Genomic DNA, 23,498 nt, shown 5'->3' on the forward strand with positions numbered 1-23,498 from the left:
TTAAAACGTTGATTTCTGGGTTTGTCATCATTTTTGTCATCACTTATAACGAACTTACAGCTTTCTCATAAAATGAGACGGCTGTTTTTGCTTTTTCTTTGGAGAGATGACTGTAAGTGTCCATAGTCATAGCTAGTGTAGAATGACCTAGACGGTGTTGCAATTCTTTATACGGTATTCCAGAGTTTAGCAAAAGACTAGCGTGTGTGTGTCTAAAACCGTGGAAACCAATATTAGGTACACCAGCATGTTTGAAACGTGTGTTTAAACGAGTGGCTAGTGTTCTATTGTTTGGGTATTTATGAATAAAATCTGAGAAGACAACAGATTCAGTTCGACCAAGTTTCCAAGCTTCTTGCCTTTGTCTTTTTTGATACGCTTTTAAGACCTCTATAGTTTGTGGGTCAATATCAATTGTGCGATAACTTGCTTCAGACTTTGGGCTGTTAATCTCACCTAAATGATTTAGTGTCTTTGTAATATTCACAGTTGCACTATGTAGGTCAATATCTGACCAGTGTAGAGCTAAAGCTTCGTTAATACGGCAACCGGTAGCAAGAAGAAACTTGTACAAAGTAATTTCATAGATATTTCTATATATTGCTAAGTTAGCCTCTTCTAAATAGCTGAGAAATTGCTTTAACTCTAAGTTATTAAAGTGTTTTACTTTGTTTCTACCCTTTTTTATTTTACGAGGAAGAATAACTTCACGAGCTGGATTTATATCAATAATCTGCATTGTCACAGCATATTGTAGTATACGTTTATTTAGCGCGTGAATTTTATCATAGTGTAGAAATGCGCCTTCTTCTCGTTTGTTTGCACGTAGAGCTAGTTGATTAACAATGCGCTGAATAATGGGAGTAGTTAACTTATCTAACTTATAAGAACCAAATAAAGGAATCACATGGTTAGATAGTAGTCGCTTTACTGAATCTTGCGTATTTGGTTTTACTGTGTGTTGATAGCTTTCCCACCATAGTTGAGCTATTTCTTCATAGCTTGTTAGTGGGATTGTTTCCTTTTTAGTGAAGCCATTATTTTGGAATTCAGCCATAGCTAACTGAGCTTTTTTCTTCAATTCAGTTTTTGTTCTAGCTGTCAGATTAGCTTGTATCCTTTTTCCAGTTGATAAATCGGTACCAAGATATACTCTAGAACGATATACAATGCTACCATTTTGTTTCTTAATTTCTGCTATTTTCATTTCTTAACCTTTCTAACATCAGTAGGCAAGCTGTAAAAGGTTATGAAAAATAGTTATTATGATTTGTGTCTAGAACGAATACCTTCAATTAGTATTTGTAGAGCGGTTAAGTCTTCAGTTGTGAGTGCTTGACCATCAATAGTAATTTTTACATTCTTTCTAAAGATATAATCAAGGTTGATTTTAATATTTTCTCCAGTGATAATATCTTGGCTAATATCTTTGTATGTTTTTAACTTTGAGAATATAGATTTATCATTTCTTAATTCAATTAAATCTTTTAAAAGTTGCTTCTCTTTATCGTTATGAACTGAATTCATGTTGATATTTTTGATTATATCACCAATATAAGTGCTAGCCAATGTTTCATATTCAATGCAGTATTCATCGAACTCTAATCCATCTTGTTCGCATTTTTCTTTTATAGAGAGTGAAGCAATGCTTTCAGTAATATCAAGGAGTTTAGTTAAACTGGGAATCTTTTTCCCATTTTCAATTTGTGAGATATAAGACTGTGATACTTTTAGGTCTTCAGCAATGCTCTTAGTAGTTACGTTACCTTCTGTACGGTATTTTTTTAGATATGCTCCTATCATATTTAACCTCCGTTTAATAACTTTAGTAATATTTTAGCACAAAACTCTTGACATGTAAATAAAAAACTGATAAAATGCAAAACATAACCTAAGTTAATTAACTTAGTTAAGGAGGCGAGCTGTAATAGTTATGAGAGGATAGTTGTGAACAAATAGGAAAGAAGGAGGATATATGTATAGTATACCACAAGGGATATTATCTCAAGAAGCAGAACTAGCATTGTTGGAGAGGATTGAGCATTTAATAAATGATTATCTATCACATGCAATGCTTTCACCTCATAGTGACTCGGTTGGCCTGATACAACAGAAAGAGTTAATCAAAGAACTAGGTATTAGTTTAGTAACTCTGCATGAATGGGAACGTTTGGGGTTAACCCGATACTGTCCACCCATAGAAGGAACTCGCAAAGTTTTCTATAAGAAATCAGATGTTATGAAGTTCCTTTCAATTACTAGAAGGGAGTAACTATATTGTATGAAAAAATAATACATATAGCTAAAAATTCCTATGATTACTTGAAACACATAGGTACTTGTAACCATGTTGAATCTTTGATTCAATTGCTATCAATTATGCTATATAGTGTAATTACGTTACCAATAGAAGGAGTTGTTTATGACAATCATTTTTAAAAAACAGGAGACAGAGGATAAAGTTCTTGACATGCCTAAATTTAATCTCAATAATTCAGGGAAACCTGTCAGTTCACCTCAAAACGTAGTGCTTATCTTAGAATCATTTGAATCTAAGATGTCATTATTAGGTTACAATGAGTTCACAGGAGCAGTTGAAAAACTAGATAATACGCCTTGGGGAACTCTGAAAGGAGAATGGAATAGCGAAGACACTTCTTTGTTCTCGGTATATATTGATAAACAGTTTCACTTTACTCCTAAAAAGGATTATATTGAAGATGCTGTATTAGAAGTAGCACGTAGATGGATATTTAATCCTGTAAAGGAACGGATAGAAAGTCTTGACTGGGATGGAGTACCTCGTGTGAAATACTTCTTTCATAAACTGTTAGGGTGTGAGAATAATATATACACACGTGAAGTATCCCAGATGTTTTTAACAGGTCTAATTGGACGTGTATATAAACCAGGTATCAAATTTGATAATGTACCTGTCTTGATTGGTCCACAAGGAATAGGAAAAAGTACAGTAGCTCGTCGTTTATTGCCTGATGCTTTTACTGATACTCCTATTTCATTTGGAAAAACACAAGAAGACTATAGGATGCTTAAATACGTATGTGTTGTAGAGATTCCAGAATTACAGGGACTAAAGAAGAGTGATATAAATAGAGTTAAGGGATTCCTTAGTGCTTCATACGATATGTGTAGGGAATTGTATAAAACTCACAAAAGACAACCAAGACATAATGTATTTATTGCAACTGGAAATTCTAAAGCATTTCTCAGGGATTTTGAAGTTGAAAGAAGATTCTATCCTTTGAATTGTGGAGAAATTGTTGTTGATGAGCATCCGATGAATGTTTCAGAAGATTACTTCTTGCAAATTCTTGCTGAAGCTAGATTTCTATTCTACCAATATGGAATTATGTTTCCAAGTAGAACGACTTTAGAAAGATTGGAAGATATTCAAAGCGACTTCAAAGAAGAGGATATAGAGAGAGAACTAATAAATGAATTTCTGGATGAGTTTATTGTACCTGATAATTGGAGACATTATACTCTATCTGAGAAGAGGGAATACTACCGTATATGGAAGGGATATGAGAAAGAAACCCGAGAGTATTGGAGCGCAAAGGAATCAGGCTTAGTGACTGTTACTTACACAAGTGAACTAGCTTACATACTGTTTGATGAAGACACTGGTAGAGGACGAAGTAGTAAACGAGCTTCGAAAATCCGTGAGGTACTGGATAATCGTAATGATTTTGAAGTCGTTAAGAATAAGCGACCTTGTAGCACATGTAGTCCAACACGTGTCTATGAACGTCTAGAAGCTACAGAGTAACTACAGGCAAAAGTGGCGATAACACTAGTTATTTACTCCTTTTGTAGTATTGTAGTATTATTCTTGTAAAAATAGTTAGAATTATATAATAAGGGTAAGTAGAGAAGTGTTTTACTACATTACTACAAAGTGTGAACGACTAGCCCGCCACGAGCGAAGGCAAAGGAGTGAAACGCTTTGTTAAGTACCAAATACGCCTAATTTATTCCATGGTCTAATTGACAGCAAGAAACAAGGCACTCTCGTACAACTGAACTGTCCATCCGAAAAACTAAAGCCTTTCGTCTGAGACGTTCTTAGCGTACTTTGTGCCTACTTACTGTCAATTTGCTTTCACGGCATAAAGGCGTATGCTTGTGAGATAAAATAGAGAATAAAACTAGCTATTTAAAGAGGTTTTACATTATAGAATTTCATGTTTTTGTAGTGTTGACTTGATTCAGCTATCAGTTTGTACTGTACAAATGTATCAATTTATCTTTTTGTGTTTGTGGTTAGTAATGCGCGTGATAATGGGATTTCTAAGGGTCGATTAAAAAATAGAATAGTAATGAATTTATGTAAATTTTGCTATTCACCGATTAACTCTCTATATCAAAAATGTGTTAGTAGTGTGGAATTATCTGAAGGAGGTTCATGTGATATAAAGGATATACAAAATCCCTGCAATGAGTAATTGCAGGGATTTTCAGATGTTAAGGTATATCTTATAAGTAGAGTCAATTGTGATTTAGTCTGTTTTATAAAAAACTTGTTCGGATTTATCTGGAGCATTTTGTCCAGCTATAATTCTAATTTTTGTTTTATCAGATTTATCTTCAACTGATATCAAACGATTATTTTCAAAACGTTTAAAGGGGATACTTATACCAGGAGGATAAATGCCTATTCCGTATCCTGTAGGTCCTGTTCTGACATCAAATCCTATAACTCCTTCGTTTGAAATCCCTGCTTTACTTATCTGTCCTCCTTTTGTTAACCCATTCTTATTAAACACTATTTCATATCCTAGTTCATTCCTCCAAGTACCAGCTATACTAGAGTAGTCTCCATGTAGAATAGCCTGTGTATCAATTTCTTGTGTTGTATTTTCTGTGTTCTTTTCTTCTGTGGGAGTCGTGATAAGTGTGGTATCAGTAGCAACCCAGAATTGAAATTTTTCAGAGTCTTCCATGATTTTGACTGTGAAAGTAACGGTCGCTCCTTCTTGCCATCCCTCAATCATAGATTTCTTAATTTGTACTTGTACACCAGTCATAGGAGCATTACTAGCTTTTACCCAAATAGTATGGTATGTATTTAGAGCTTTAAAGTGTCCTACGTATGCTTCCCAAAACTTTTGGCGTGTTAGTTCTGCTGTGAAGCGGTATAGTTGACCAGTCTTTAATCTACCATCATTCTCCATATCTCGAAGTTCTTCGGCTGTCGTATCTATGATAGTATCTTCATTTGAGCTAGAGCTTGTAGTAGATGTGCTGGAAGAAGAGCTGGATGATGCAGAGGAACTAGAAGTAGTAGATGAGATTTGTTGTGAAGAGTGACTATCTACGGTTTCTATATTCCTATCTGGATGTCTAAAGAATAAAAAAGTAGCTCCTATAATGGTAAGAAGTAGAAGTGTAATTGAGGATATAAGAATCCAAAGCTTGTTGTTCTGTGGTAGAGGACAAACTACTACGTGATTCTGATTTTGGTAAACTTCAACAATATCATTTACTTTAGGATGAAAAGTTAACTCATTGATAGGAACATTTAGAGTCTCGTTTGTGTGGAGTCGAATGATAATATGTGTTTCTGAAACGTGAATAATTTGGTTATGTTTTTTATTTTTCATGTAGTATTAGTTCTCGTACATATAGGCAACCATGAGAGGTAGTGTTTTTGTGGATTTAAAGACCGTTTCATAACTTTGTCTTCCTTTTACTAGTCCGTACAATGTTATATGGTCATCTTCGGCTATAACTCTATTGTTGTATTCAGAAGGAATAGAAACCAAAATAATTTTATCATAGTCATCATTTATGGCTACACGCAGTGTATAGGCTTTCCCATCTTCCATAACTTGTAAAACTTTACCATATACTCTTACTTTAGTATCTACGGCTATTTCATCATGATTCCACTTGTTATAGTCTACTTCACTATAATTTGCTTTATCATTATCTACAGTAATCTTAGGTTTTGATGGTACTGAGGATGAGGAACTGGAACTACTTTCCTTTAAGGAAGATGAAGAGGTAGAGCTACTTTTTTGGGATGATGAAATTTGTTTTGATGTTGAACTTGAAGTTGTTTGATTGTTTGAAATTTGTTCCTTAGTATTTATAAAACTTATAACAATAATTACAAACAGTAATAGTAGAGTGACTATAATTCCTATTTTTTTAGATTTGTTCTTTTTCTCTATGTTGTTCTTGTTGATGTCGACTTTTATGACAATACCTTCATAAACTTCTACATAATCCCCTATACTAGGTTCAAAGTCACAAGATTCAATGGCAATTTCCTTTAAACTTCCATCTTCATAACCTATGTAAACTGTAGCTTCAGTTATTTTAATTATTTTTCCTATATTCATTAGCGCTCTCCTATTTTAATATTCCAGAAAACTTAACTTCATCAGGTGCCATTACATAGCGATTTACAGCGACTTCTTCTCCACTGAGAGTGTAATAGAATCTAGGGCTATTTACTCCGTGGGATTTGGCAATTTTATATAAAGATTTGTTTAATGCACTGATAATTGCTCTAAGTTCTTTGTTTGAATACGAAGCGTTATTTTCTGTGAGAATGATTCTGATGCCAGGTGTTACAGATGTTTTTTCCATTTCAAGCATATGTACTCCTGATTGTGTATTTACTTTATCTACACCGTCTTGAATTGCATTATAGAAAGCATCTAAGTCCACTTTTCTGTTTTCTTCACTGGACTTTTTCTCAGATTCTTTAGATTTTTTCTCTGCTTCCTCTTTCAATTTTTTCTGTTTTTCCCGTTCTTCTCGTTCTTGTCGCTCTTGTCGCTCTTTTTCTTCTTTAATCTTTTCGATTTGTGTATTAAGTTTCGATTCTACTTTAAATACACGATTAGATAAGTCACTGAATTTATTCTCGTAATCGGTTTTGTATGTATCTTTTAGATGTTGAATTTCCTTTTTAACAGATGACAATTCACTATCATCAGAAACAAGCTTCAAAGCTTCCTCTAGCGTTATATTTGATTTAATATTTGTTGTGNTATTTTCTAGTGCTTCAACTAGCTTAGTAACACGTTCCGTATCTTTAGCATATTGTTGCTTATGATTGCTTGATTCCATACAAGCATAAAATAAAATTAAAAGAGGAAATATTAATGTAAATCCTATAATGTATTTAAAAATCTTGTTCATGCTTACTATCCTAATTTATTCCTTTCTTATAAACGATTCAATTACTTCAACACTAGCTTGACTTGCATTCGGTAATCTGTCATATACTATACCATTTGTGAAGTAAGTGAGATTGGGGATTGTTTTGAATCCTACAGTTGTTTTGAAATTATTCCAACTTGTCTTATCTATATTCTCACTATCCAAGTAATACACAGTTGTCTCAGTTTTATCTACTGCTTCCGCAAGCTTTGGAGCAAATTCTTGACAGTATGGACAACTTTCTCTCCCTGTGTATAGATAAAAGCTTTCTTGATGTTGTATTTTCTGTTCCACAGCCTCTATACTTATCTTTTGGAGTCTCTTTATAGCTATCTGGTATTCTGTTTGTGGTAGAGTATTTAAGCATGCTGTGAATGTGACGATGATAATAAGTTGTAGTGAAAGTAGAATAAGAACTTTTTTACTATTCATCACATCCGTATCCGTCTTTGTCTCTATCTAGCCATGGACCATATTGTGGGTCACTAGCAGGTATGTTTACACGTCCTGCTTTTCGTGCTTCCTTACAGTTTTTGAACGGTCTTAAATTTGATTGTGGAGCAGATGTAGACGATTGTGTAGGAGTGGTTGTGGTGTGAGATGAAGCTTGTTCTTGCTCTTTTTCTCGTGAAGATGCTTTCCTTTCCTCCTCTTTTGATTTGGAGGCTTCAATACTTGCTTTTTCCTCTTCTTGTGCTTTTTCTGTTTTTCTCACTTCACTGATTACTAACGAACCTTTATCGATTGAATCATATTTTTCTAAAGATACTGTATTTCCTGTATAGACCATAAGTTCATTCATTTTCACAGCTAGTGATTCAGGTGTACGGATAAGAAGCTTCTTACCTGTTATGTTGTACTCACGGTATTCATCTTTTTCTTCAATCCCAATTACCTCAGCTTCAACTTCGTAGAGTTTATCTGTGTTAGAGAGTTTGTGTGCTACCTCTCTCAGTGCTTTGGCTCGCAGTATGATTTTAATTTGTGGTGTATTTAGATAAGCATCTACAGCTATATGTCCAGTTGGAGACCATTTCTCTATTTTAGAGCTAGTTTCACTACTGGATGATGAAGTAGAGGAAGATGAACTAGACTGTTTAACTTGTGAAGACTGTTTGACAGAATCACTAGCCTTAGTTTGAACTTGTGAGTGTTTAGTGCTACCGCTAGTTAGTAGTGTGAAGAACAAAATGAGGATAAGCAATAGTACAATACCACCTATAATCTTTTGTTCTTTGCTTAATTCCTTAAGCTTTTTAAGCATATATAACCTCCAAATGTTTAACTTTATTTAATGAAATAAAATAAATATTTCCTAATAGTTATAATTATATCACATAAACTTTAACAATAGAATATATTTTCAACAAATATTAAACCATAGAGAATGTAAACCTGATTGTTTAATCTATAAGATAGATAGTAGATTTAACATAGAGGGTGAAGGAATGGATGATATATTAGAAAATATAAGTAATCAGATACGAGACTTACGAGTTTCAAAGAAGATTACACAACAAGAATTAGCAGAAAGAACAAATCTAAGCGTTCCTTATATCAGTCAGATAGAGAATAGTCATAGAAATATCTCTTTGGAAACTTTTGTGAAGATTGTTGATGCTTTAGAAGTTCCGTTGAGTGATTTTTTCTTACCTTATTCTGTCCCACAAGATACTGAGATGATGGAGCTGTTATTGAAGATTCAGAAACACCCACAGCATAAGATGATTGTTCATAAGGTGATGGAAATACTTGAATTAAGCCAAGATAGTTAGTGATAAATAAAAAGCACCTAAAGTGTAATTTATCCTAAAGCTATCCAACCGTAGATAGTTACTTTAGTATCTATTGCTATCTCCATCATGCTTCAGATTGTTATAGTCTCTCTCGAAGTAATTTTTAATAGTAATCTGTAGGTCAGGTAATTCGAAATTATCTGTACTTTTTGCATATTGCAAGGGTTAGAAGTTACGTTATTTAGACAAGGAATGAGAATTATTTTTCTTTATTGAAGAAGTCGATTAAAAAACAAAAAGAAAAAAGAAAGCACTGAATCTGAATATTCAGCGCTTATCTATTTTCTTAAAAAACGTGTTACTAAATCCATTCCCCATTAGCATTTACAGTATAACCATCAACTGTAGTGCTTACTGCTAATGCTCCTGAGCTATAAGAGTAGTACCATTTAGTGCTGACTTGATACCAACCAGTTTTCATAGAACCTGATTCAGTGAGGTAATACCAAGTACCACTTTGACTAAGCCAGCCAGTCTGCATAGAGCCTGAGCTGTTTAGGTAGTACCATGTACCAGATTGATTGAGCCAACCTGTTTGCATAGCTCCTGAACCGTTGAGATAATACCAAGTTCCATTAACTTTTTGCCAACCTGTTTTCATAGAGCCTGAATCAGTCAAATAGTACCAAGAGCCTCCTTGATTTAACCAACCAGTCTTCATTTCTCCATCTTGTGCTAGGTAATACCATGCACCGTTTACTTGAACCCAGCCAGATTGCTTGTTCTTTGATTGGTCATAGTAGAACCATTTACCATTTTCTTGCACCCAACCTTGTTTCTGTGTTGTAGCTTCTTCTTTTTTAGTAGTACTTTCGTCTACTTTCTTTTGCTTCAGTTCATTCTCCTGTTTTTTTAATGGTTCTTCAGCTTTAACTGTAGTATCACTCTTAGGTTTCTTTATTCCCTCTTTAATTTTTTCAAGAGAGTCATATCCTCTACGCTTATTTATTTCTGCAACATAGTCAGCATAGGGTGTATCTCCACCCTCAAAAGGGTTCCCAGTAGTTTGGCTAATCGTTTTAGATTCATAGGGGTCTTCGACTTTTCCTGTTTCAGGATGATACCAAGCAAGTACGCCTGCTTCCCCCCAGTAGAATATACCCCAATTATTTCTGAGAACATCTCCCACATATTTTAAATCTTCACTGTTTGCATATTTTTTATCTGCAATTATTCTTTCTATATACTCAGCTTCTTGTCTTTTCTTTTCTTCTGACCTGTTTCTTCTAGTTTCTTTAAGTTTTTCTATGTATTCTTTATGTCTCTTTGCTTGTTCCTCTTTGTCTTTATCAAACTCTTTTTTGATTTTATCAAAACTATCATACCCTCTAAGGCGGTTTGTTTCAGCAATATAGACACTCGAGACTAAACCAACATCATCAAAAGGGTAACCATAATGTATTTTCTCATATTCGGTTACATTTAAAGGGTCTAATATAATTTCATTTTCAGGCTGATACCAAGCAAGTTCTCCATTTTTACCCCAGTAAAATACGCCACTATTTCGAGCAATTTTTTGATTTTGCATTTTAAAATCTTCATCCCAAATAGCTTTCGTCTTCTTTGGAATATCATTTATTATTTTACTAATTCTTTCAGTCTCGCTTTTATTAATTACATGGTCTGCTGAGACAGACTTAACACCAGCAAAAACTATAAACAATGCTATAAGCGCTGTAATAATTGTGTTTTTCTTTTTCACTTTAAATACTCCTTTGTTTTATAATTCATTTCAAGCAATAAGAAGTCATTTAAACTTTATTACTTAAATATAAATCGTAAATTATTATACCATAAATCAAGTAATATCACTATATTTTCATAAAACACCTCCTGTTTTATATTTATGTTTAAAACATTGTTAAACACTATCCTAATTATATCACAGTTACATATATATTAGTTAATGTTTTTAATAATTTTTTAACTCTAGTAAATGTAAAATATACACCTTAATCTACAAGATGAATGGGGTAAAATAAAAAGCACCTAAACGGTACTTCTTACTTGCCTACTGAACTCATCACCATGAAATTTGTACTCCTTTTTGTCCACCTCGGAGTAAAGTTTAATCTATTTTATTTAATATGTAAATTCTAAAAATACTACAGAATCAACATTTATAAAGCATACCAAAGTGTAATTTATACTAAATCTATTCTACAACAAAATGCTTTAATTTTAAGATATATCTTACAGAAAGCCTACAACAGTGGGCTTTTTGCTTTGTCTTAAAATGTTGATTTCTGGGTTTGTCCCCCTTTTTGTCCCCCTTCACAAAGAACTAACAGCTTTCTCATAAAATGAGACGGCTGTTTTTGCTTTTTCTTTGGAGAGATGACTGTAAGTGTCCATAGTCATAGCTAGTGTAGAATGACCTAGACGGTGTTGCAATTCTTTATATGGTATTCCAGAGTTTAGCAAAAGACTAGCGTGTGTGTGTCTAAAACCGTGGAATCCAATATTAGGTACACCAGCATGTTTGAAACGTGTGTTTAAACGTGTTGCTAGTGTTTTATTGTTTGGGTATTGAGGAAATAAGAGAAGTTTAAAAGTCTATCATTTTAAATTTGATGTTTACAAAATGATAAGCAGATAAGCAAAGCAATAACTTGCCTTAATTCCTTATCAAATAGTATGGAGAATGGACTTGAACCAAGAGCGAACGCCGAGAAAATGCAAAAAAAAGCACTTAGAAAAATCTAAGCGCTCAAGAGTAGTGGACGGTGTGCCTGTCCCGTCATCTCATACTATGAAGTTGCGTAGCGACACTATCATTTCTACCTCACTTCTCTTTAAACTAATTATATCATAAAGGAGTAGCAGCTTGACCACTAACGAAGTAGAAAAGAAACTAAAAAGCTATCGTAATAATCTCTTGTTGATTGAACATTAGGATGGGAAAGTTTATAATGAAGTTAAAGCGTAAGAGAAAGAGTTTAAAATTTTATCTGAGGTGTTTAAATTCGAATTTGAAAGGATTGAATGATATGGATAAAAAAGATATATATGATTGGCCAGAAGGCGAAGATGATAATATTGATTTTGAGGCCATTCACGAACAAAATAAGGATAAGACTGTTGAGGATTTGGATCGTGAGTGGGAAGAGTTCGTAAGAACACTTAAACTGGAGAGGATTGATTAGTTATGACTTATATCTTGGTAAAGGATGAAGAGAAGTTTTGGATCTCACAACCTGCTGAAATTACAATTTCCCCTATTGATGAAATTGAAAAGAAGTATGGAGGATTAACTAACGAAGAACTATGGCAGAGCATCAAGGATACAATTGGTAAACTTTAAAGTTGACAAAAAAGGTGCTATAATGAAGACATGAAGGATAGAGGTTGAGAATCTGTCACCAACGCGCCACTTATAGTGGATCGAGAAATGCAGGAAGCCCGACAGTCCTGCCTATCCTTGTCAATAAATAAGCCCTTAGAAACGAATCTAGGGGCTTTTTGATTGGTTGATTTTATCAGTAATTTCAATTTCCTTTATTTCATCTTCAAAGAGTTTTGTCCATCCGGTTCCAGAATTAACAGACAATCCATCAAGTTCTTCATCATAGACATCTTTGTCTTCGTAAAGAGCTACGCCTTTAAATATTTGGCCATCAATATCGGTGATTCTGACAACCTTATTATTAAATTTTCTAAGATCCATCAGTCTCTCCTTTCGTAGTACTATAGTCTGTTATATTATTGGAATTCCATTAACATAAGCTTCTTTAGCCTCCGCAGGGGTCATTTTATTTGGACCGCCATCGATATTAAATGCTCCTGTATTTTGCCAACGACAAACATAGCAAATATCATATGTTTCTACTAAATTTCCGCACACAGGACAATTCACATGTTCCCATCCATCAACCATTATTATGTTCTTTTTTCCAGTTTTATTCATTCAAGGTTACTCCCAACACTATACAAATATATTAGCCATTTCTATACACTACTTTTTCAATATCATTGATTGTGATTGTTATGGTATCCCAGTCTTTGGGTGAATCACCTATGTCAGCAATAAAAGTATCTTCACTTAACTTTTCGACAATTGTCGCCGTTTGACCGTTTTTTAACAACACCGTATCAAATTCTATAATTTTTACGATTTTTCTCCTTGCGTAAGCTTCTTTGGCTTCGGCGAGAGTAATCTTGTTAGGGCCACCGTCAATATTTATAATACCTGTATTTTGCCAACGACAAACGTCACAGATATCATAGTCCATAACTTCAGTTCCGCAAACAGGGCAATGAAGCCATAGAAAACCATCAATTTCCCATGTCTTTTTTGATTTATCCATATAAATCCCTCCTTCATAAACCCACCTTTCCATCATTATACTGCAAACCGAGGGGGATTGCTAATAATTGAGTGTGTATTCTAGATGTGGTATGATAGTATTATTAGGTAATAAAAAAGCACGTTTGACCGTGCTAGTTCCTTGCCTGCTGAACTCGAGCACAGCCTGCGGCTAGCTTCCTAGTTTGCATTTTGATTTTCATTGAGTATAAGAAATCAAATCATGAGAATTAAAGAGACAGAAAAGGCTACTTACCATTTTCTAAAAAGCTATCGTAATGGTCTCTTGTTGATTGAATATTAGGATAGGAAAGTTTATAATGAAGTTAAAGTAAAGGAGGTTTCGTTCTAGATATGATGATACCACCAAGCAAAGAGCTGTTGATTTTTTATAATCAAATTGATGAGTGGGTTGACCAAGTTTATCCAGATCAAGATAAACCTTCTTTATCGTTTAAGAAAGACACTCCACAATCTATTTTAGATTTATTTCATAGTATTAAATCTAAAATAGGTTTTGATTACCAAGAACATAAGTATTAAAATAATAATTATGGATAAGTTAAACACGAAAAATAAGATAATTGATGTTTATAAAATAGCGCATCGTCTTGTTTCTATTACTGTTGAGAATCCTGATTTTTCAGATTTGAAAATCAATCATTTTGTGAGAATTGGGGAAAAAGAGTATAGGGTACATAGTGTTCCTATGATTTGTTCAACTCCCCCTAAATCTATCTTTAGTTTAGATACTTTTACAATCGACTACACAGAGGACGACTTGATGAATAAAGTGGCGGTATTTACGCATAGGGAAGTATTTAAAGATGATTAAAATTTCAATTAGTTTGTTACTAGATGCGATTGAAGATAACATCAACGACGAAGAGCTTCAATCTATCGATTTCGAGAGTCATATTAGAAAAATTACAAAAGAATTTAAGGGAGAAAATGGTGAATTCTTAGTAAAAGAAGAAGCGTTTGAAACACTACCTTTAGACAGAGATAAAAAGGATAAAATCATTGAGCAAATAAAGCAAAATAGTCAAAATGTTTTCGAAGACGATTTTGATACCTTGTTGCAATTATATTTTTGAGAGCCAAGAATAATTCCAGTGCCTTATTTTACACTAAATAGAAAATGACAAAGATTGATAAACAAATTATTACGATGTACAAAATAGAAGATAGCTCGTCTAAGAGGCAGTATTCTATTGTTAGTGGAGCTTGTAGAGGAATTGCAACTATCGATAAAACTACTTTGGAATATAGCTATGTTGGAGATGATTTAGGACAATTTACTTCGTTTGTCAAAGATACTTTGATTAAAAGTATTAAATTAGGAAAAGAGTTGCCGGATAAATTTTCATACGGTTTTGGATAAGTTATGGAATATCTTATATAGGAGAATCAAGATATATTATGGCAATATTTGATGATTTATGAGAATTGTATGACAATAGTTGGGATGCTTCCTTTGATTATAAGGATCAAGTATGTGGTATTTTTCCTAATTCTGTTCATGATATTGTAGTGGTGATTGGAGATAATGAATATAAAGTGTCATCTTTTGATGAGTTAATTTCTCTACAGATTAAAGGGAAAACTTTGCTGGAAATCATGAGTGAGGTTGAAGTACAATATGGTTGAAGTACACTAAAGAAAAAGATAGACAATAAATTCAGATGCACAGATTGAAAGTTGAGAAAAAAGTGCTATAATGAAGATATGAAGGATAGAGGTTGAGAATCTGTCACCAACGCGCCACTTATAGTGGGTCGAGAAATGCAGGAGCCCCGACAGTCCTGACTATCCTTGCAAATAAATCAGCCCTTAGAAACGATTCTAGGGGCTTTTGTTATCTAAGCGGTAAACCTTTTGCGTAAGCTTCTTTGGCTTCGGCTAGAGTCATTTTATTTGGGACACCGTCAATATTTATAATACCAGTATTATGCCAACGACAGACATCACAGATATCGTAGTCCATAACTTCAGTTCCACAAACAGGGCAATGCAACCATAAATAGCCATCAATTACCCAAGTCTCTTTTGATTTATCCATATCAATCCCTCTTTCTCTATTCATTGATTGTAATTGTAATGGTATCCCAATTTTTCGATAAACCGTCAATATCAACGCACCTTTCCATCATTATACTGCAAATCGAGGGGGATTGCTAATAATTGAGTGAGTTTTCTAGATGTGGATAGTATTATCAGGTAATAAAAAATCACGTTTGACCGTGCTAGTTTCTTGCCTGCTGAACTCATCATTTTAAGTTCTTTTTTGTTACCCTTTATGTTTTCTCAACTTATTTGAATTTAATAGTTTTTGAGAAAATCAAGTTAGATTTATAGCAGGATTAGGCCTACTTTTCTCTATCTAAATCTAGCAAGATAATAAAATGCTTTAATTTTAAGAAATATCTTACAGAAAGCCTACAACAGTGGGCTTTTTTCTTTGTCTTAAAAGGTTGATTTCTGAGTTTGTTTAGAGATTTGCTAGTAAGGTTATTTGTGTATCTAAGTCTATCTATTCCAAAAATTACACGATGTTGATGATATAAATCTGATATGATATAATATTTTGGCCCCCTCACTTTAAGGAAGGGAGGTGTTACATATGTTAGAAACTTTACTCACAGTGTTTCTAGCTCCGTTACTGATTAACGTGTTATCTGAGCTTTTCAAGTTATGGCTTAAGAAACGTAAAAAGTAATGGTTAACCCTTTTAGAGGGTAGCAAAAAACCCCATCGGTGGCACGGTGGGGCTTTTTTAGTTACATATGCTGTAACTTTACTCACATTGTAAGTTCATTCTAACATATAACACCTAATATTTCAAGCTTTTATTTCTATATTTCCTCAGAGTGTGATTGTGGCTTGAATCCATTTCACTGAAATTAGAACCCGTGTTACCAAGTTCCGTTTTACACATCATGTATAATACAGGTGAAAAATGATGACATCTGCTAGCTCGAGTGTAGTAAAGTGCAGTAGGGGCCTAAAATTACCTGAATCAAATCAGTTTTACAAAAAAGATTGTAGGATAAGGAGAGTTTGAATTGAAATATAAGTTATTTGACAAAAAGAAAAAAACGCTTGGAACAGCGTTTTTCTTCTGTATTGATTCGTATTGAATGCTTACTTAACCTCTGTAAGGAGTAGACAGAGTTCTATATAACCCCTCAAAACCTTTATTTTAAAGGCTTTGTAATTTATTGAAGAAAAAATGTAGAGACAAATGTAGAGACGATTAAGTAGATAGTTCAGCTATTTTATCTAAATAAATATCTACTGCCTCTAATTTCTTCTTCGGTGCTAACTCGGCGTAGGTATCCATAGTTGTGTTGATAGATTTATGTCCCATACGAACTTGTAGTTCTTTCCAGTTTGCCCCAGCATTTAACATCATTGAAGCATGAGTATGTCTGAAAATATGGAAACCATAATCAGGTAAACCAAGAGAAGTTAGTCGTTTTTTTAAAGTAGCACGTTCGTTTCTATCGCACATATAATTTCCATAAATCGTTGGAAAGATTAACTTGGATTGAGGTAGACCTTGCTTTTTGAAATAGTTATTCATTTCTGTATAGAAATCCCTAAGGTCAGTGAGAGTAGAGTTTGGAACGGGAACCTGACGATTACCAGAATCGGTTTTTGCGGTTGGTTTACAAATCATACATCCTTTAGTACCAAGTTTCTTATTGGCGCTTTTCCACATCAATGTTTTATTTACAATAATTTCATTGTTTGTGAAATCCAAGTCATTTATTTCTAATGCTAGAAGCTCATTGATTCGCAATGCAGAAGCGAGTAAGGAATTGCAGATGGTAATAAATCGTCGATTAGCTCTGTTATTAGGTAATGTTTTTAAGAATGATAACCATGTTTTTAATTCTTCATCATGCAAGACCATAGTTCTACGAGAAGCTAATTTAGGCTTTGGAGGGATTTTGATAGTTTTCACTGGGTTTTTAGTTAATCCAAAATGTGTGATGCCAAAATCGAAAATATCACTAAGTTTGTGAGTGACTGCTCCAAAGTCTTTTGCACTACCTTTTTCAGCACGCTTTTTCCCTGATTCAATCGATGTTCTAGCTTTTTGGGCGAGATTGTTAACCCATCTTTGAATGTCAGCAGATGTGATTTTTTCAGGAATGTAATCTCCGAATGCAGGGATGATGTAATTATATACGTATCCCTTCACTCTATTGATTGTATTATGAGAAGTAACCCAAACTTGATAATTATTGAACCATTCTTCTGCAAGTTCAGAAAAAGTGGATAATCGTTTATCTTCTTTCCTCGTTCCACCTGCTTTTTCAAAATTAACTCTAGCCGTTAGGATTTTACGGTCAAGTTGCCGTAGTGTTTTAGCTGTTATAGACGTTGTTACTTGTTTGCCTGTTTTTTCATCGATACCTAAGTAAAGGCCTCGTAAAATATAACTAACCTCTCCGTTTGAATTTGTTTTTTTGATAACCTTTTTGTTATTGTAAGTTATAGTTTCAGATGTCATAATGCCCTTTCATTATACGGATATAAAATAAAAAGGCTAAAATAGAACATTTTCTATACATAACAGACAGTTCTATTTTAGCATAATTCATGTTATTTCTCTAAGAATTGGAGAACATTTTCAAGTTTATAGTAAACAGTTCTGGTTCCTTCTATAGGTGGTTCCAGTCGTTTTAGTCCTTTTTCTTCCCAAGATTTTAATGTATTCGGAGAAATTTGAAGGAGATTCAACAGGTCTTTTTGGGTATATAGACCACAATAATTGAAGATGTGGGTTTCCTGTTGTAGGATTTGTAAGAGATTTAGTAGTAGGTTTTTAATTTCAAATAGTTCTGAGTTCATTATTGTTATTCCTTTCTTTGAATAGTTGTTTCAAACTGTGTGAAGAAGCTATTAGCACGATGTATTGGTTGAGGTTCAAAGGGGTTCGTGAAAAAGTTGCTGACATCTTTTTCGTATTCCCGACTCTCATTGTTATAGTGTGTATAAAAGATATTATCCTTTTCAACCAGTATGGCTGTTTGTATTCGTCGTTCTAGCTGGTCGAAACTGTCAATTCGTTTACTGGTTTGAAAATTATCATACAACTCCTTTGGTGAGTAGGGGCTAGTTATGAATATTAGTTCAGCGGTTAATGCCTTATCTATATATCTAGAAGGTAAGAAAACATCGAAATTATAAGGGTCTAGAATTTTCAAAAGGTCATCATATCGAAAGCTATCTGGTCGCAGTTCGTCAATAATGATAGTTTCCTGGTTTTGATAACTCTGAAAAGGGTCGCGACTTGAGCCTGTTACAAAATAAGAAGTATTTTTATTTTCTGCATAAGTCTTAGCCAGTCTTGTCTTACCAAGTCCAGACTCACCATAGATATAGACTACTTGCTTTGTCTTTTGTTCATACTTCATACGATTCAGGAATTCTCTCCCTAATCTTTCTTGCCTTTTTTCAGCAACAGCTTTAAGTCGCGTACTTGCTTTCGCATATTGACTTCCCGTTAGCTCAGATTCAATCTCTTCTAGAGTTAATAAACCGTCATAAAGCATATCTAGATATTCTCGTATTAGTTCCCCTTCTTTTTTACTTTGGTTTCGCTCTACTTGTTTTCGAATATTTTCTAATTTTTTAGCAAAATCAAAGTTACTTATTATTTCCGAAATAGGGTACTGATATTTATTTTGAGCATCTTTAGTTTGGTGAACAAGATAACTAAAACCATTATTAGGATGCTTGAAGAATTCTAATCGTTCGATTTGAGCATCTTCACGTTTACCATTTCGTTCATTAATTTCCCAAGCTATGCTATGTGGGCTACGAGCATGTTTGAAATACATCATGAGATGAATATGGGGTTCTACAGTTTCTCCATCTTCATTAACATCTTTATCATGTAAAATTCCTGCCCAGAGTAATGGCTCTAATAACTTAACGATTCTATCAATTTCTTTTTTCCAATCAGATAAAATAGCTAGTCGCATTTGTTGTGTATACATGATTGCACGCTGTTTAGGGATTTTTTTATTTGTTTTTTTCTCTGAAGACATTTCAAGAATTTCCTTTCGTTTTGTTTTTGGCACATTGGCACAGTTTGAATGCGAGACAATGCCAAGACCAGTCTCGCAGTATTGTTAGTATTAAGGATATTTAGAGTAAGTAGTATCATTGGCACAGTTTTGTAATATAAAAAAATGGTGGAAGGACTTTTTGTCTTTGACAAAGTCCTTCCACCGATTTTATAGTCTATTTGTTCATATTTTATTTCAATCTACTATGATTGTAAGAGCCTGTTGCTTGATACCAACGACCATCACTAGGCGCTATATTGGTAAAGAACAAGTCGGGTTCCATAGTGTGTAATTTTGTTTTAATAGCAGGGAATATTTCTTGTACTTTCAAGAAACTTTCATGATTGTTTGGAACTTTCCACCGTAATATAGCCCCATCTTTTGTATAAATCATCGATAAGGTTAACAAAGAACGATTGGCCTTGTTGACGATTGATTTTTGAGTAGAAATCTGTTTATTTTGAGTATCGAGAATAGAATCGGACTCAAAATGGGCAAATTTTCTCAGTTCGTAGGTTGCTCGTAATCCTTTGAGCATGTATTTTATATCACTTTTAAACCAGTGATAAAGGAAAAGAGAGAAAAGTAGGATTGAAAAAATTATCAAAGGATAGAAAAGAAAAATAACATTTTGATAATTAATTTCAATGTTCAGATTCTGTTGAATCAAGATAAGTATAAATATAGGAAAACAGCTTACTACAGTTCCTATACATAAGATTTTGAATAGATTATACTTGTTTATCATAAGCACCTCTTGTTATAGTATGGGGTGAGGAGTGGCATGATGTTGCTGTCATGCTTTCCATCACTAAATTTGACAATTCCTGTCCCTATTCCGCTAGGAACAACAATATTTTCAATATGAGCGTTTGGCAATAAAAACTGAGTGGTGTTAGTATTTATCTCTCCCAAAATAATAGAACAGTTAATTTGTTCTCTAACTGCTAGATTTCCTCCAAATGCGGTAGCATCAAAACGTTGGGAAACTAGGATAAGTGAAACTTTAGTAGCTCTACCTAGGAGAGCCACAGTTCCTAATAGTTGTGCAAACGTATCTCGTGCTTGTTTTGAAGAACCCTGAACAAGAGCAAGTAGCTCATCTATGATAATATATTTGCGTTTTAATGTAGCTTTTGGGTTTTCTAAAAGTATTTCTTGACGTTCGTAAATCTTATTGATAGCATCCCCCAGAATTTCATTTACTTCTGTGATAAAACTATTTAAGTTAGCCCCTCTTTTCGGAGACAGGACAGACAGATTTAATTCACGACCTAGAGAATAAATATCGGCACGTTTAGGGTCTACTGCTACAATATCGTCAGTTATTTTCCGAATACACCGAATAAGGTATTCTAGGAAATAACTTTTTCCTGAACCAGATGAACCACTGATAGCTAAATGAACAACATCATTTAGATTGATACTAACTTGGTTTGACATGAGCGGAACCCTAATCTCACTAACTTCTTGATTTATAAAATGTTGGATATCAGGAATAGTTAGTCGAGTTGGAATACCATTTACCCAAGGGAAGAAAAAACCTCTAGCAAGATTAGGGTCACCTGTCTTGTAGGGGATAAAAATTGCATTACTTTGTAACATAAGCGTTTTATAAGGGTAAAGGATGCCAGAACAGATATCTGCTATCTTAAAATACAGATTTTTATCTAAAACATAGGAAACAGGAAGATTGGGAATGAAAAACATTCCCTTATCTTCTGCCTCTAAAGAAATGGAGAAAGAGTTTGTAAAGCTCGTTTCTCCGTTGATATCTAGTGTATTGTTGAGATTGCTTGTAATGAATTTAGCTAATTCATTTTCAGACATAGGCATTTTAATAGGGATAGTCATAAACTACCCCCTAAGCTTTGTGAATGCCTGTGGCACGGAAATACGCATTTGATTTAATCTGAATTGCTTCTAATTTATCAAATGCTATTTTCTCACCAATGTTAAATTCAGATAAATCTGGTTTGTTATCTGGAAGGAACTTCACTTTAAAAGGATTATGAGTATCCGTAGCAATCCAAATCTGATAACCAATAACTTTATCTGTCCGCTTATCGTCTTTATATTCATACTGTGTTTCTATTTGCAGTCCTACAATATAAGTTGTTTCATTTCCAAGAAGTTTCTCAGCATTTTCTGAGCTATAATAGCTTGATGATTTGACTGTGAATGTCATATTTTTGACCTTTCTTATTAAGGAGGAGAATAATTTTTATTCTACAGGAGTAATAGTTGTATTTAACAACTATATGTTGATTTATCTCATGACGCCCATCTCTTATATATATATATATTTTTTTTTTTGAGTGCCACGCGTGGCGAAGGGAGTTAAGGTCAAATGAGTTTATGTCATCAAAAATTAACAAAAACGTAACATAAAAACACTTGACAAGGTGTTAATTTTTAGGTTATACTCCCTTTAGGGAAATAAGATAAGAGATGGGCAAGAGATAAGAAAAAAATTTTTTTCATAAAGAAAAAGGGGAGTCGGGGCGTAGCCCCGTTAGATAAGTTAGTTTCAGGTACCTGAAACTAACTAGAATGGGTTGTTGCATAAATTTTCATGCAATATTAAAAATGCAAACAGTTGAGTTTTTCTTGGCTGTTTTTTTGTTTTCTAAAAGAAAAAATTAAAATTTTTCAACTTTAATCTATAGTAATATTCGTGAAAAATAATTGACAAAATCCACGTCAGGTCTTGCCAGGAGTTTCGGATGCCTTTGTCTTGATTACGGCATCATCATCAGGTGTCTATATCGCCATTTATATCTTGATTATGGTGGCTCACCTTAAATACCGCAAGTCGCAGGACTTTATGGCGGATGGCTATCTCATGCCCCATTATCGTTTCCTAAATCCCTTAACTATGCTTTTCTTTGTCTTTGTCTTTGTAACCCTCTTTTTACAAGAGTCTACATTTGTAGGAGCAATCGGATCAGCTATCTGGATTATCGGTTTCGGGATTTATAGCCAGTGGAAATTTAGAAAATAGATTTGAAACTCATCAACTCAGGTTGGTGAGTTTTTTCTTTAAAAATCAAGTCAAAAAAGCACCAGAGTCTAAAGTGACTTTGGTGCTTTAAAGTTGTAAATATTTTGTTCCGAACTGCTGTTGATAGTTATTCTTCATCTTCCGTAGGGAATGGAATGCCAGTTTTATTTAGTCGTTGAACTTCTTTGACGAATGTGTTCTTTTCTTCAAACATCTTTGCTAGTGGGAAGAGGTTGTTTTGGGCATCAATGTAGTNAAGAACAGTATTAGCTAGTTCAATCGCCTTAGGATTATTTTGTCGTAGTAGATTGAAAACTTCGAATATGTTTAAATAAATTAGGGGATATATTGAATACTCAAGAGAGAATTTTTCAGATATATTTATCTTCAACTTATAGATGAGTTTTTCAGCTTTATCATAATAGCCATAGCGAGAATATGTTCTAGCTAAATTCATTCCAGTTATAGCATATCTGTAAGGAAAATTATAAGTTACATACTTAGTTTCTTCCAATCCTTTAACAATTATCTTTTCGAGGTATTCAAGGAATTTTAACTCAAAACATTGAACCTTATGTCCCAAAAGAATTTCAATAACAGTAAAATCACGAATATAAAGAGTATCAATACTAAATATATAGTCGACCAAGTAATGAATAGCTTCTACTTCATCAGGAGCCAATTCATCTATTTTCTTTCCTTGAGTTTGTAAAATAGCTAATTTTAGTGTGTAATAGTCTATGATATTTCCCCAGTCACTTTTCTTTCCTAGTATTTGTCTAGCTTTTATTCTATCATTTTTAATTAATGCATTTATAATTTGCTTTGCTCTTTGGGCATTCTCATCTTGAATATGAAGAACTTCATTAAAGTCGTCTCCATCTAAATTAAAATTGCTTAAAATTTCAAAAAAAGTATCAACTTTAACGGTAGCTAATCCTTTTTCAAAGCGACTGAGGTTATTGGGAGTAATGACATCTCCAGCAGCCTCCTTGAGGGTCATATTACGATCTTGACGGATTTTGTAGATAATTTCTCCATAGTGTTTGAATTCCATGATAGTCTCCTTGAGTTTTATTGGTTTTATTATAACTTAAATTTCTCCATTT

28 protein-coding genes and 3 pseudogenes are annotated in these 23,498 nt (G+C 33.7%); 11 read left to right on the forward strand and 20 right to left on the reverse strand.

Translation table 11 applies throughout. From position 1 onward, the window contains the following. Positions 1-43 precede the first annotated feature (43 nt). Entirely contained in the window at positions 44-1,207 is a 1,164-nt protein-coding gene (locus D8787_RS03160; RefSeq protein ID WP_125420709.1) for a tyrosine-type recombinase/integrase, read from the reverse strand. Positions 1,208-1,263: 56 nt separating this feature from the next. Continuing rightward, positions 1,264-1,803 (reverse strand): helix-turn-helix domain-containing protein, encoded by a 540-nt coding sequence (locus tag D8787_RS03165; RefSeq protein ID WP_125420711.1) that lies wholly within the window; start codon positions 1,801-1,803, stop codon positions 1,264-1,266. A 172-nt stretch (positions 1,804-1,975) separates the two neighbouring features. Here D8787_RS03165 and D8787_RS03170 point away from each other — a divergent pair, with 172 nt between their 5' ends. Together D8787_RS03170 and D8787_RS03175 are read left to right on the forward strand one after the other, a co-directional pair. Further along, positions 1,976-2,272: a hypothetical protein gene (locus tag D8787_RS03170; RefSeq protein ID WP_084954145.1), complete on the forward strand. Its 297-nt coding sequence runs from the start codon at positions 1,976-1,978 to the stop codon at positions 2,270-2,272. Between the two features lie 150 nt (positions 2,273-2,422). Beyond that, positions 2,423-3,790 (forward strand): VapE domain-containing protein, encoded by a 1,368-nt coding sequence (locus tag D8787_RS03175; RefSeq protein ID WP_125420713.1) that lies wholly within the window; start codon positions 2,423-2,425, stop codon positions 3,788-3,790. 730 nt (positions 3,791-4,520) lie between these two features. On the opposite strand, the gene D8787_RS03180 is transcribed toward D8787_RS03175, so the two are convergent. From D8787_RS03180 to D8787_RS03200, 5 genes are all read right to left on the reverse strand, one after another. Continuing rightward, positions 4,521-5,624, reverse strand: a complete 1,104-nt coding sequence (locus D8787_RS03180; protein ID WP_125420715.1) for a DUF6287 domain-containing protein — start codon at positions 5,622-5,624, stop codon at positions 4,521-4,523. Between the two features lie 6 nt (positions 5,625-5,630). Then, on the reverse strand, positions 5,631-6,368 hold the full coding sequence (locus tag D8787_RS03185) for a hypothetical protein (protein ID WP_125420717.1): 738 nt from the start codon (positions 6,366-6,368) through the stop codon (positions 5,631-5,633). A gap of 10 nt (positions 6,369-6,378) precedes the next feature. Continuing rightward, entirely contained in the window at positions 6,379-7,176 is a 798-nt protein-coding gene (locus tag D8787_RS03190; RefSeq protein ID WP_125420719.1) for a hypothetical protein, read from the reverse strand. A gap of 15 nt (positions 7,177-7,191) precedes the next feature. Then, positions 7,192-7,629, reverse strand: a complete 438-nt coding sequence (locus D8787_RS03195) for a thioredoxin domain-containing protein (RefSeq protein ID WP_125420721.1) — start codon at positions 7,627-7,629, stop codon at positions 7,192-7,194. Next, positions 7,622-8,461: an excalibur calcium-binding domain-containing protein gene (locus D8787_RS03200; protein ID WP_125420723.1), complete on the reverse strand. Its 840-nt coding sequence runs from the start codon at positions 8,459-8,461 to the stop codon at positions 7,622-7,624. Before D8787_RS03200 ends, D8787_RS03195 begins: the two co-directional genes overlap by 8 nt. 184 nt (positions 8,462-8,645) lie before the next feature. On the opposite strand from D8787_RS03200, the gene D8787_RS03205 reads away from it, so the two are divergent. Then, positions 8,646-8,972 carry a helix-turn-helix domain-containing protein gene (locus tag D8787_RS03205; RefSeq protein WP_000340950.1) on the forward strand — a complete coding sequence of 109 codons (327 nt, stop codon included), beginning with the start codon at positions 8,646-8,648 and terminating at the stop codon, positions 8,970-8,972. A 322-nt stretch (positions 8,973-9,294) separates the two neighbouring features. On the opposite strand, the gene D8787_RS12045 is transcribed toward D8787_RS03205, so the two are convergent. Further along, a complete protein-coding gene (locus tag D8787_RS12045) occupies positions 9,295-10,695 on the reverse strand; it encodes a hypothetical protein (protein WP_000728914.1) in 1,401 nt (466 codons plus the stop codon). A gap of 572 nt (positions 10,696-11,267) precedes the next feature. Further along, positions 11,268-11,525, reverse strand: a pseudogene (locus D8787_RS03215) (tyrosine-type recombinase/integrase); the annotation flags it as partial. A 458-nt stretch (positions 11,526-11,983) separates the two neighbouring features. Between D8787_RS03215 and D8787_RS11400 the strand changes: the two are divergent. Together D8787_RS11400 and D8787_RS11405 are read left to right on the forward strand one after the other, a co-directional pair. Continuing rightward, on the forward strand, positions 11,984-12,139 hold the full coding sequence (locus tag D8787_RS11400; protein WP_185776735.1) for a hypothetical protein: 156 nt from the start codon (positions 11,984-11,986) through the stop codon (positions 12,137-12,139). Positions 12,140-12,141: 2 nt separating this feature from the next. After that, positions 12,142-12,297 carry a hypothetical protein gene (locus tag D8787_RS11405; RefSeq protein WP_185776736.1) on the forward strand — a complete coding sequence of 52 codons (156 nt, stop codon included), beginning with the start codon at positions 12,142-12,144 and terminating at the stop codon, positions 12,295-12,297. Between the two features lie 147 nt (positions 12,298-12,444). On the opposite strand, the gene D8787_RS03220 is transcribed toward D8787_RS11405, so the two are convergent. The 3 genes and pseudogenes from D8787_RS03220 to D8787_RS11825 all read right to left on the reverse strand — a co-directional run. After that, positions 12,445-12,660, reverse strand: a complete 216-nt coding sequence (locus D8787_RS03220) for a hypothetical protein (protein WP_125420725.1) — start codon at positions 12,658-12,660, stop codon at positions 12,445-12,447. A 30-nt stretch (positions 12,661-12,690) separates the two neighbouring features. Next, complete coding sequence (locus tag D8787_RS03225; protein WP_125420727.1) at positions 12,691-12,900, reverse strand: CPCC family cysteine-rich protein; 210 nt, start codon at positions 12,898-12,900, stop codon at positions 12,691-12,693. 214 nt (positions 12,901-13,114) lie between these two features. Beyond that, positions 13,115-13,300, reverse strand: a pseudogene (locus tag D8787_RS11825) (CPCC family cysteine-rich protein); the annotation flags it as partial. A gap of 353 nt (positions 13,301-13,653) precedes the next feature. Between D8787_RS11825 and D8787_RS03235 the strand changes: the two are divergent. The 5 genes from D8787_RS03235 to D8787_RS03255 all read left to right on the forward strand — a co-directional run bounded on the left by D8787_RS03235 (position 13,654) and on the right by D8787_RS03255 (position 14,949). Beyond that, positions 13,654-13,842 carry a hypothetical protein gene (locus D8787_RS03235; protein ID WP_125420731.1) on the forward strand — a complete coding sequence of 63 codons (189 nt, stop codon included), beginning with the start codon at positions 13,654-13,656 and terminating at the stop codon, positions 13,840-13,842. A 10-nt stretch (positions 13,843-13,852) separates the two neighbouring features. Next, on the forward strand, positions 13,853-14,134 hold the full coding sequence (locus D8787_RS03240) for a hypothetical protein (RefSeq protein WP_125420733.1): 282 nt from the start codon (positions 13,853-13,855) through the stop codon (positions 14,132-14,134). Continuing rightward, positions 14,127-14,396, forward strand: coding sequence for a hypothetical protein (locus D8787_RS03245; RefSeq protein ID WP_125420735.1), 270 nt, complete (start codon positions 14,127-14,129; stop codon positions 14,394-14,396). The genes D8787_RS03240 and D8787_RS03245 overlap by 8 nt, the downstream gene beginning before the upstream one ends. A gap of 44 nt (positions 14,397-14,440) precedes the next feature. Further along, positions 14,441-14,683 carry a hypothetical protein gene (locus D8787_RS03250; RefSeq protein WP_185776737.1) on the forward strand — a complete coding sequence of 81 codons (243 nt, stop codon included), beginning with the start codon at positions 14,441-14,443 and terminating at the stop codon, positions 14,681-14,683. A 65-nt stretch (positions 14,684-14,748) separates the two neighbouring features. Then, a complete protein-coding gene (locus tag D8787_RS03255) occupies positions 14,749-14,949 on the forward strand; it encodes a 16S rRNA processing protein RimM (protein WP_260471372.1) in 201 nt (66 codons plus the stop codon). Positions 14,950-15,157: 208 nt separating this feature from the next. Here D8787_RS03255 and D8787_RS03260 read toward each other — a convergent pair whose 3' ends face one another. From D8787_RS03260 to D8787_RS03290, 7 genes are all read right to left on the reverse strand, one after another. After that, entirely contained in the window at positions 15,158-15,361 is a 204-nt protein-coding gene (locus tag D8787_RS03260) for a CPCC family cysteine-rich protein (RefSeq protein ID WP_125420737.1), read from the reverse strand. A gap of 1,194 nt (positions 15,362-16,555) precedes the next feature. Further along, entirely contained in the window at positions 16,556-17,821 is a 1,266-nt protein-coding gene (locus tag D8787_RS03265; RefSeq protein ID WP_125420739.1) for a tyrosine-type recombinase/integrase, read from the reverse strand. A gap of 92 nt (positions 17,822-17,913) precedes the next feature. After that, a complete protein-coding gene (locus D8787_RS03270; protein ID WP_001083626.1) occupies positions 17,914-18,162 on the reverse strand; it encodes a MerR family transcriptional regulator in 249 nt (82 codons plus the stop codon). 5 nt (positions 18,163-18,167) lie between these two features. Beyond that, positions 18,168-19,364: a Rep family protein gene (locus D8787_RS03275; protein WP_125420741.1), complete on the reverse strand. Its 1,197-nt coding sequence runs from the start codon at positions 19,362-19,364 to the stop codon at positions 18,168-18,170. 211 nt (positions 19,365-19,575) lie between these two features. Continuing rightward, positions 19,576-19,923, reverse strand: coding sequence for a hypothetical protein (locus D8787_RS03280; RefSeq protein ID WP_125420743.1), 348 nt, complete (start codon positions 19,921-19,923; stop codon positions 19,576-19,578). A 206-nt stretch (positions 19,924-20,129) separates the two neighbouring features. Then, on the reverse strand, positions 20,130-21,239 hold the full coding sequence (locus D8787_RS03285; protein ID WP_000154971.1) for a helicase HerA domain-containing protein: 1,110 nt from the start codon (positions 21,237-21,239) through the stop codon (positions 20,130-20,132). A gap of 10 nt (positions 21,240-21,249) precedes the next feature. Further along, on the reverse strand, positions 21,250-21,573 hold the full coding sequence (locus D8787_RS03290) for a hypothetical protein (protein WP_000144757.1): 324 nt from the start codon (positions 21,571-21,573) through the stop codon (positions 21,250-21,252). 519 nt (positions 21,574-22,092) lie between these two features. Here D8787_RS03290 and D8787_RS03295 point away from each other — a divergent pair. After that, a pseudogene (locus D8787_RS03295) lies at positions 22,093-22,389 on the forward strand (amino acid transporter); the annotation flags it as partial. 127 nt (positions 22,390-22,516) lie between these two features. Here D8787_RS03295 and D8787_RS03300 read toward each other — a convergent pair. Then, entirely contained in the window at positions 22,517-23,446 is a 930-nt protein-coding gene (locus D8787_RS03300) for a helix-turn-helix domain-containing protein (RefSeq protein WP_125420745.1), read from the reverse strand. Positions 23,447-23,498: the final 52 nt, after the last annotated feature.

Origin of the sequence: Streptococcus mitis (genome assembly GCF_003944325.1) — a bacterium.
GTDB classification, from domain to species: Bacteria; Bacillota; Bacilli; order Lactobacillales; family Streptococcaceae; genus Streptococcus; species Streptococcus mitis_CW.

Coding starts and splice junctions, on each gene's coding strand:
- D8787_RS03280 (WP_125420743.1), bottom strand. CDS start 19,923: ATGCTCAAAGGATTACGAGCAACCTACGAACTGAGAAAATTTGCCCAT.
- D8787_RS03185 (WP_125420717.1), bottom strand. CDS start 6,368: ATGAATATAGGAAAAATAATTAAAATAACTGAAGCTACAGTTTACATA.
- D8787_RS03160 (WP_125420709.1), bottom strand. CDS start 1,207: ATGAAAATAGCAGAAATTAAGAAACAAAATGGTAGCATTGTATATCGT.
- D8787_RS03250 (WP_185776737.1), top strand. CDS start 14,441: ATGACAAAGATTGATAAACAAATTATTACGATGTACAAAATAGAAGAT.
- D8787_RS03265 (WP_125420739.1), bottom strand. CDS start 17,821: ATGACATCTGAAACTATAACTTACAATAACAAAAAGGTTATCAAAAAA.
- D8787_RS03165 (WP_125420711.1), bottom strand. CDS start 1,803: ATGATAGGAGCATATCTAAAAAAATACCGTACAGAAGGTAACGTAACT.
- D8787_RS11405 (WP_185776736.1), top strand. CDS start 12,142: ATGACTTATATCTTGGTAAAGGATGAAGAGAAGTTTTGGATCTCACAA.
- D8787_RS03195 (WP_125420721.1), bottom strand. CDS start 7,629: ATGAATAGTAAAAAAGTTCTTATTCTACTTTCACTACAACTTATTATC.
- D8787_RS03225 (WP_125420727.1), bottom strand. CDS start 12,900: ATGAATAAAACTGGAAAAAAGAACATAATAATGGTTGATGGATGGGAA.
- D8787_RS03175 (WP_125420713.1), top strand. CDS start 2,423: ATGACAATCATTTTTAAAAAACAGGAGACAGAGGATAAAGTTCTTGAC.
- D8787_RS03260 (WP_125420737.1), bottom strand. CDS start 15,361: ATGGATAAATCAAAAGAGACTTGGGTAATTGATGGCTATTTATGGTTG.
- D8787_RS03275 (WP_125420741.1), bottom strand. CDS start 19,364: ATGTCTTCAGAGAAAAAAACAAATAAAAAAATCCCTAAACAGCGTGCA.
- D8787_RS03205 (WP_000340950.1), top strand. CDS start 8,646: ATGGATGATATATTAGAAAATATAAGTAATCAGATACGAGACTTACGA.
- D8787_RS03200 (WP_125420723.1), bottom strand. CDS start 8,461: ATGCTTAAAAAGCTTAAGGAATTAAGCAAAGAACAAAAGATTATAGGT.
- D8787_RS03290 (WP_000144757.1), bottom strand. CDS start 21,573: ATGACATTCACAGTCAAATCATCAAGCTATTATAGCTCAGAAAATGCT.
- D8787_RS03170 (WP_084954145.1), top strand. CDS start 1,976: ATGTATAGTATACCACAAGGGATATTATCTCAAGAAGCAGAACTAGCA.
- D8787_RS03285 (WP_000154971.1), bottom strand. CDS start 21,239: ATGACTATCCCTATTAAAATGCCTATGTCTGAAAATGAATTAGCTAAA.
- D8787_RS03245 (WP_125420735.1), top strand. CDS start 14,127: ATGATTAAAATTTCAATTAGTTTGTTACTAGATGCGATTGAAGATAAC.
- D8787_RS03180 (WP_125420715.1), bottom strand. CDS start 5,624: ATGAAAAATAAAAAACATAACCAAATTATTCACGTTTCAGAAACACAT.
- D8787_RS03235 (WP_125420731.1), top strand. CDS start 13,654: ATGATGATACCACCAAGCAAAGAGCTGTTGATTTTTTATAATCAAATT.
- D8787_RS11400 (WP_185776735.1), top strand. CDS start 11,984: ATGGATAAAAAAGATATATATGATTGGCCAGAAGGCGAAGATGATAAT.
- D8787_RS03270 (WP_001083626.1), bottom strand. CDS start 18,162: ATGAACTCAGAACTATTTGAAATTAAAAACCTACTACTAAATCTCTTA.
- D8787_RS03220 (WP_125420725.1), bottom strand. CDS start 12,660: ATGGATCTTAGAAAATTTAATAATAAGGTTGTCAGAATCACCGATATT.
- D8787_RS03240 (WP_125420733.1), top strand. CDS start 13,853: ATGGATAAGTTAAACACGAAAAATAAGATAATTGATGTTTATAAAATA.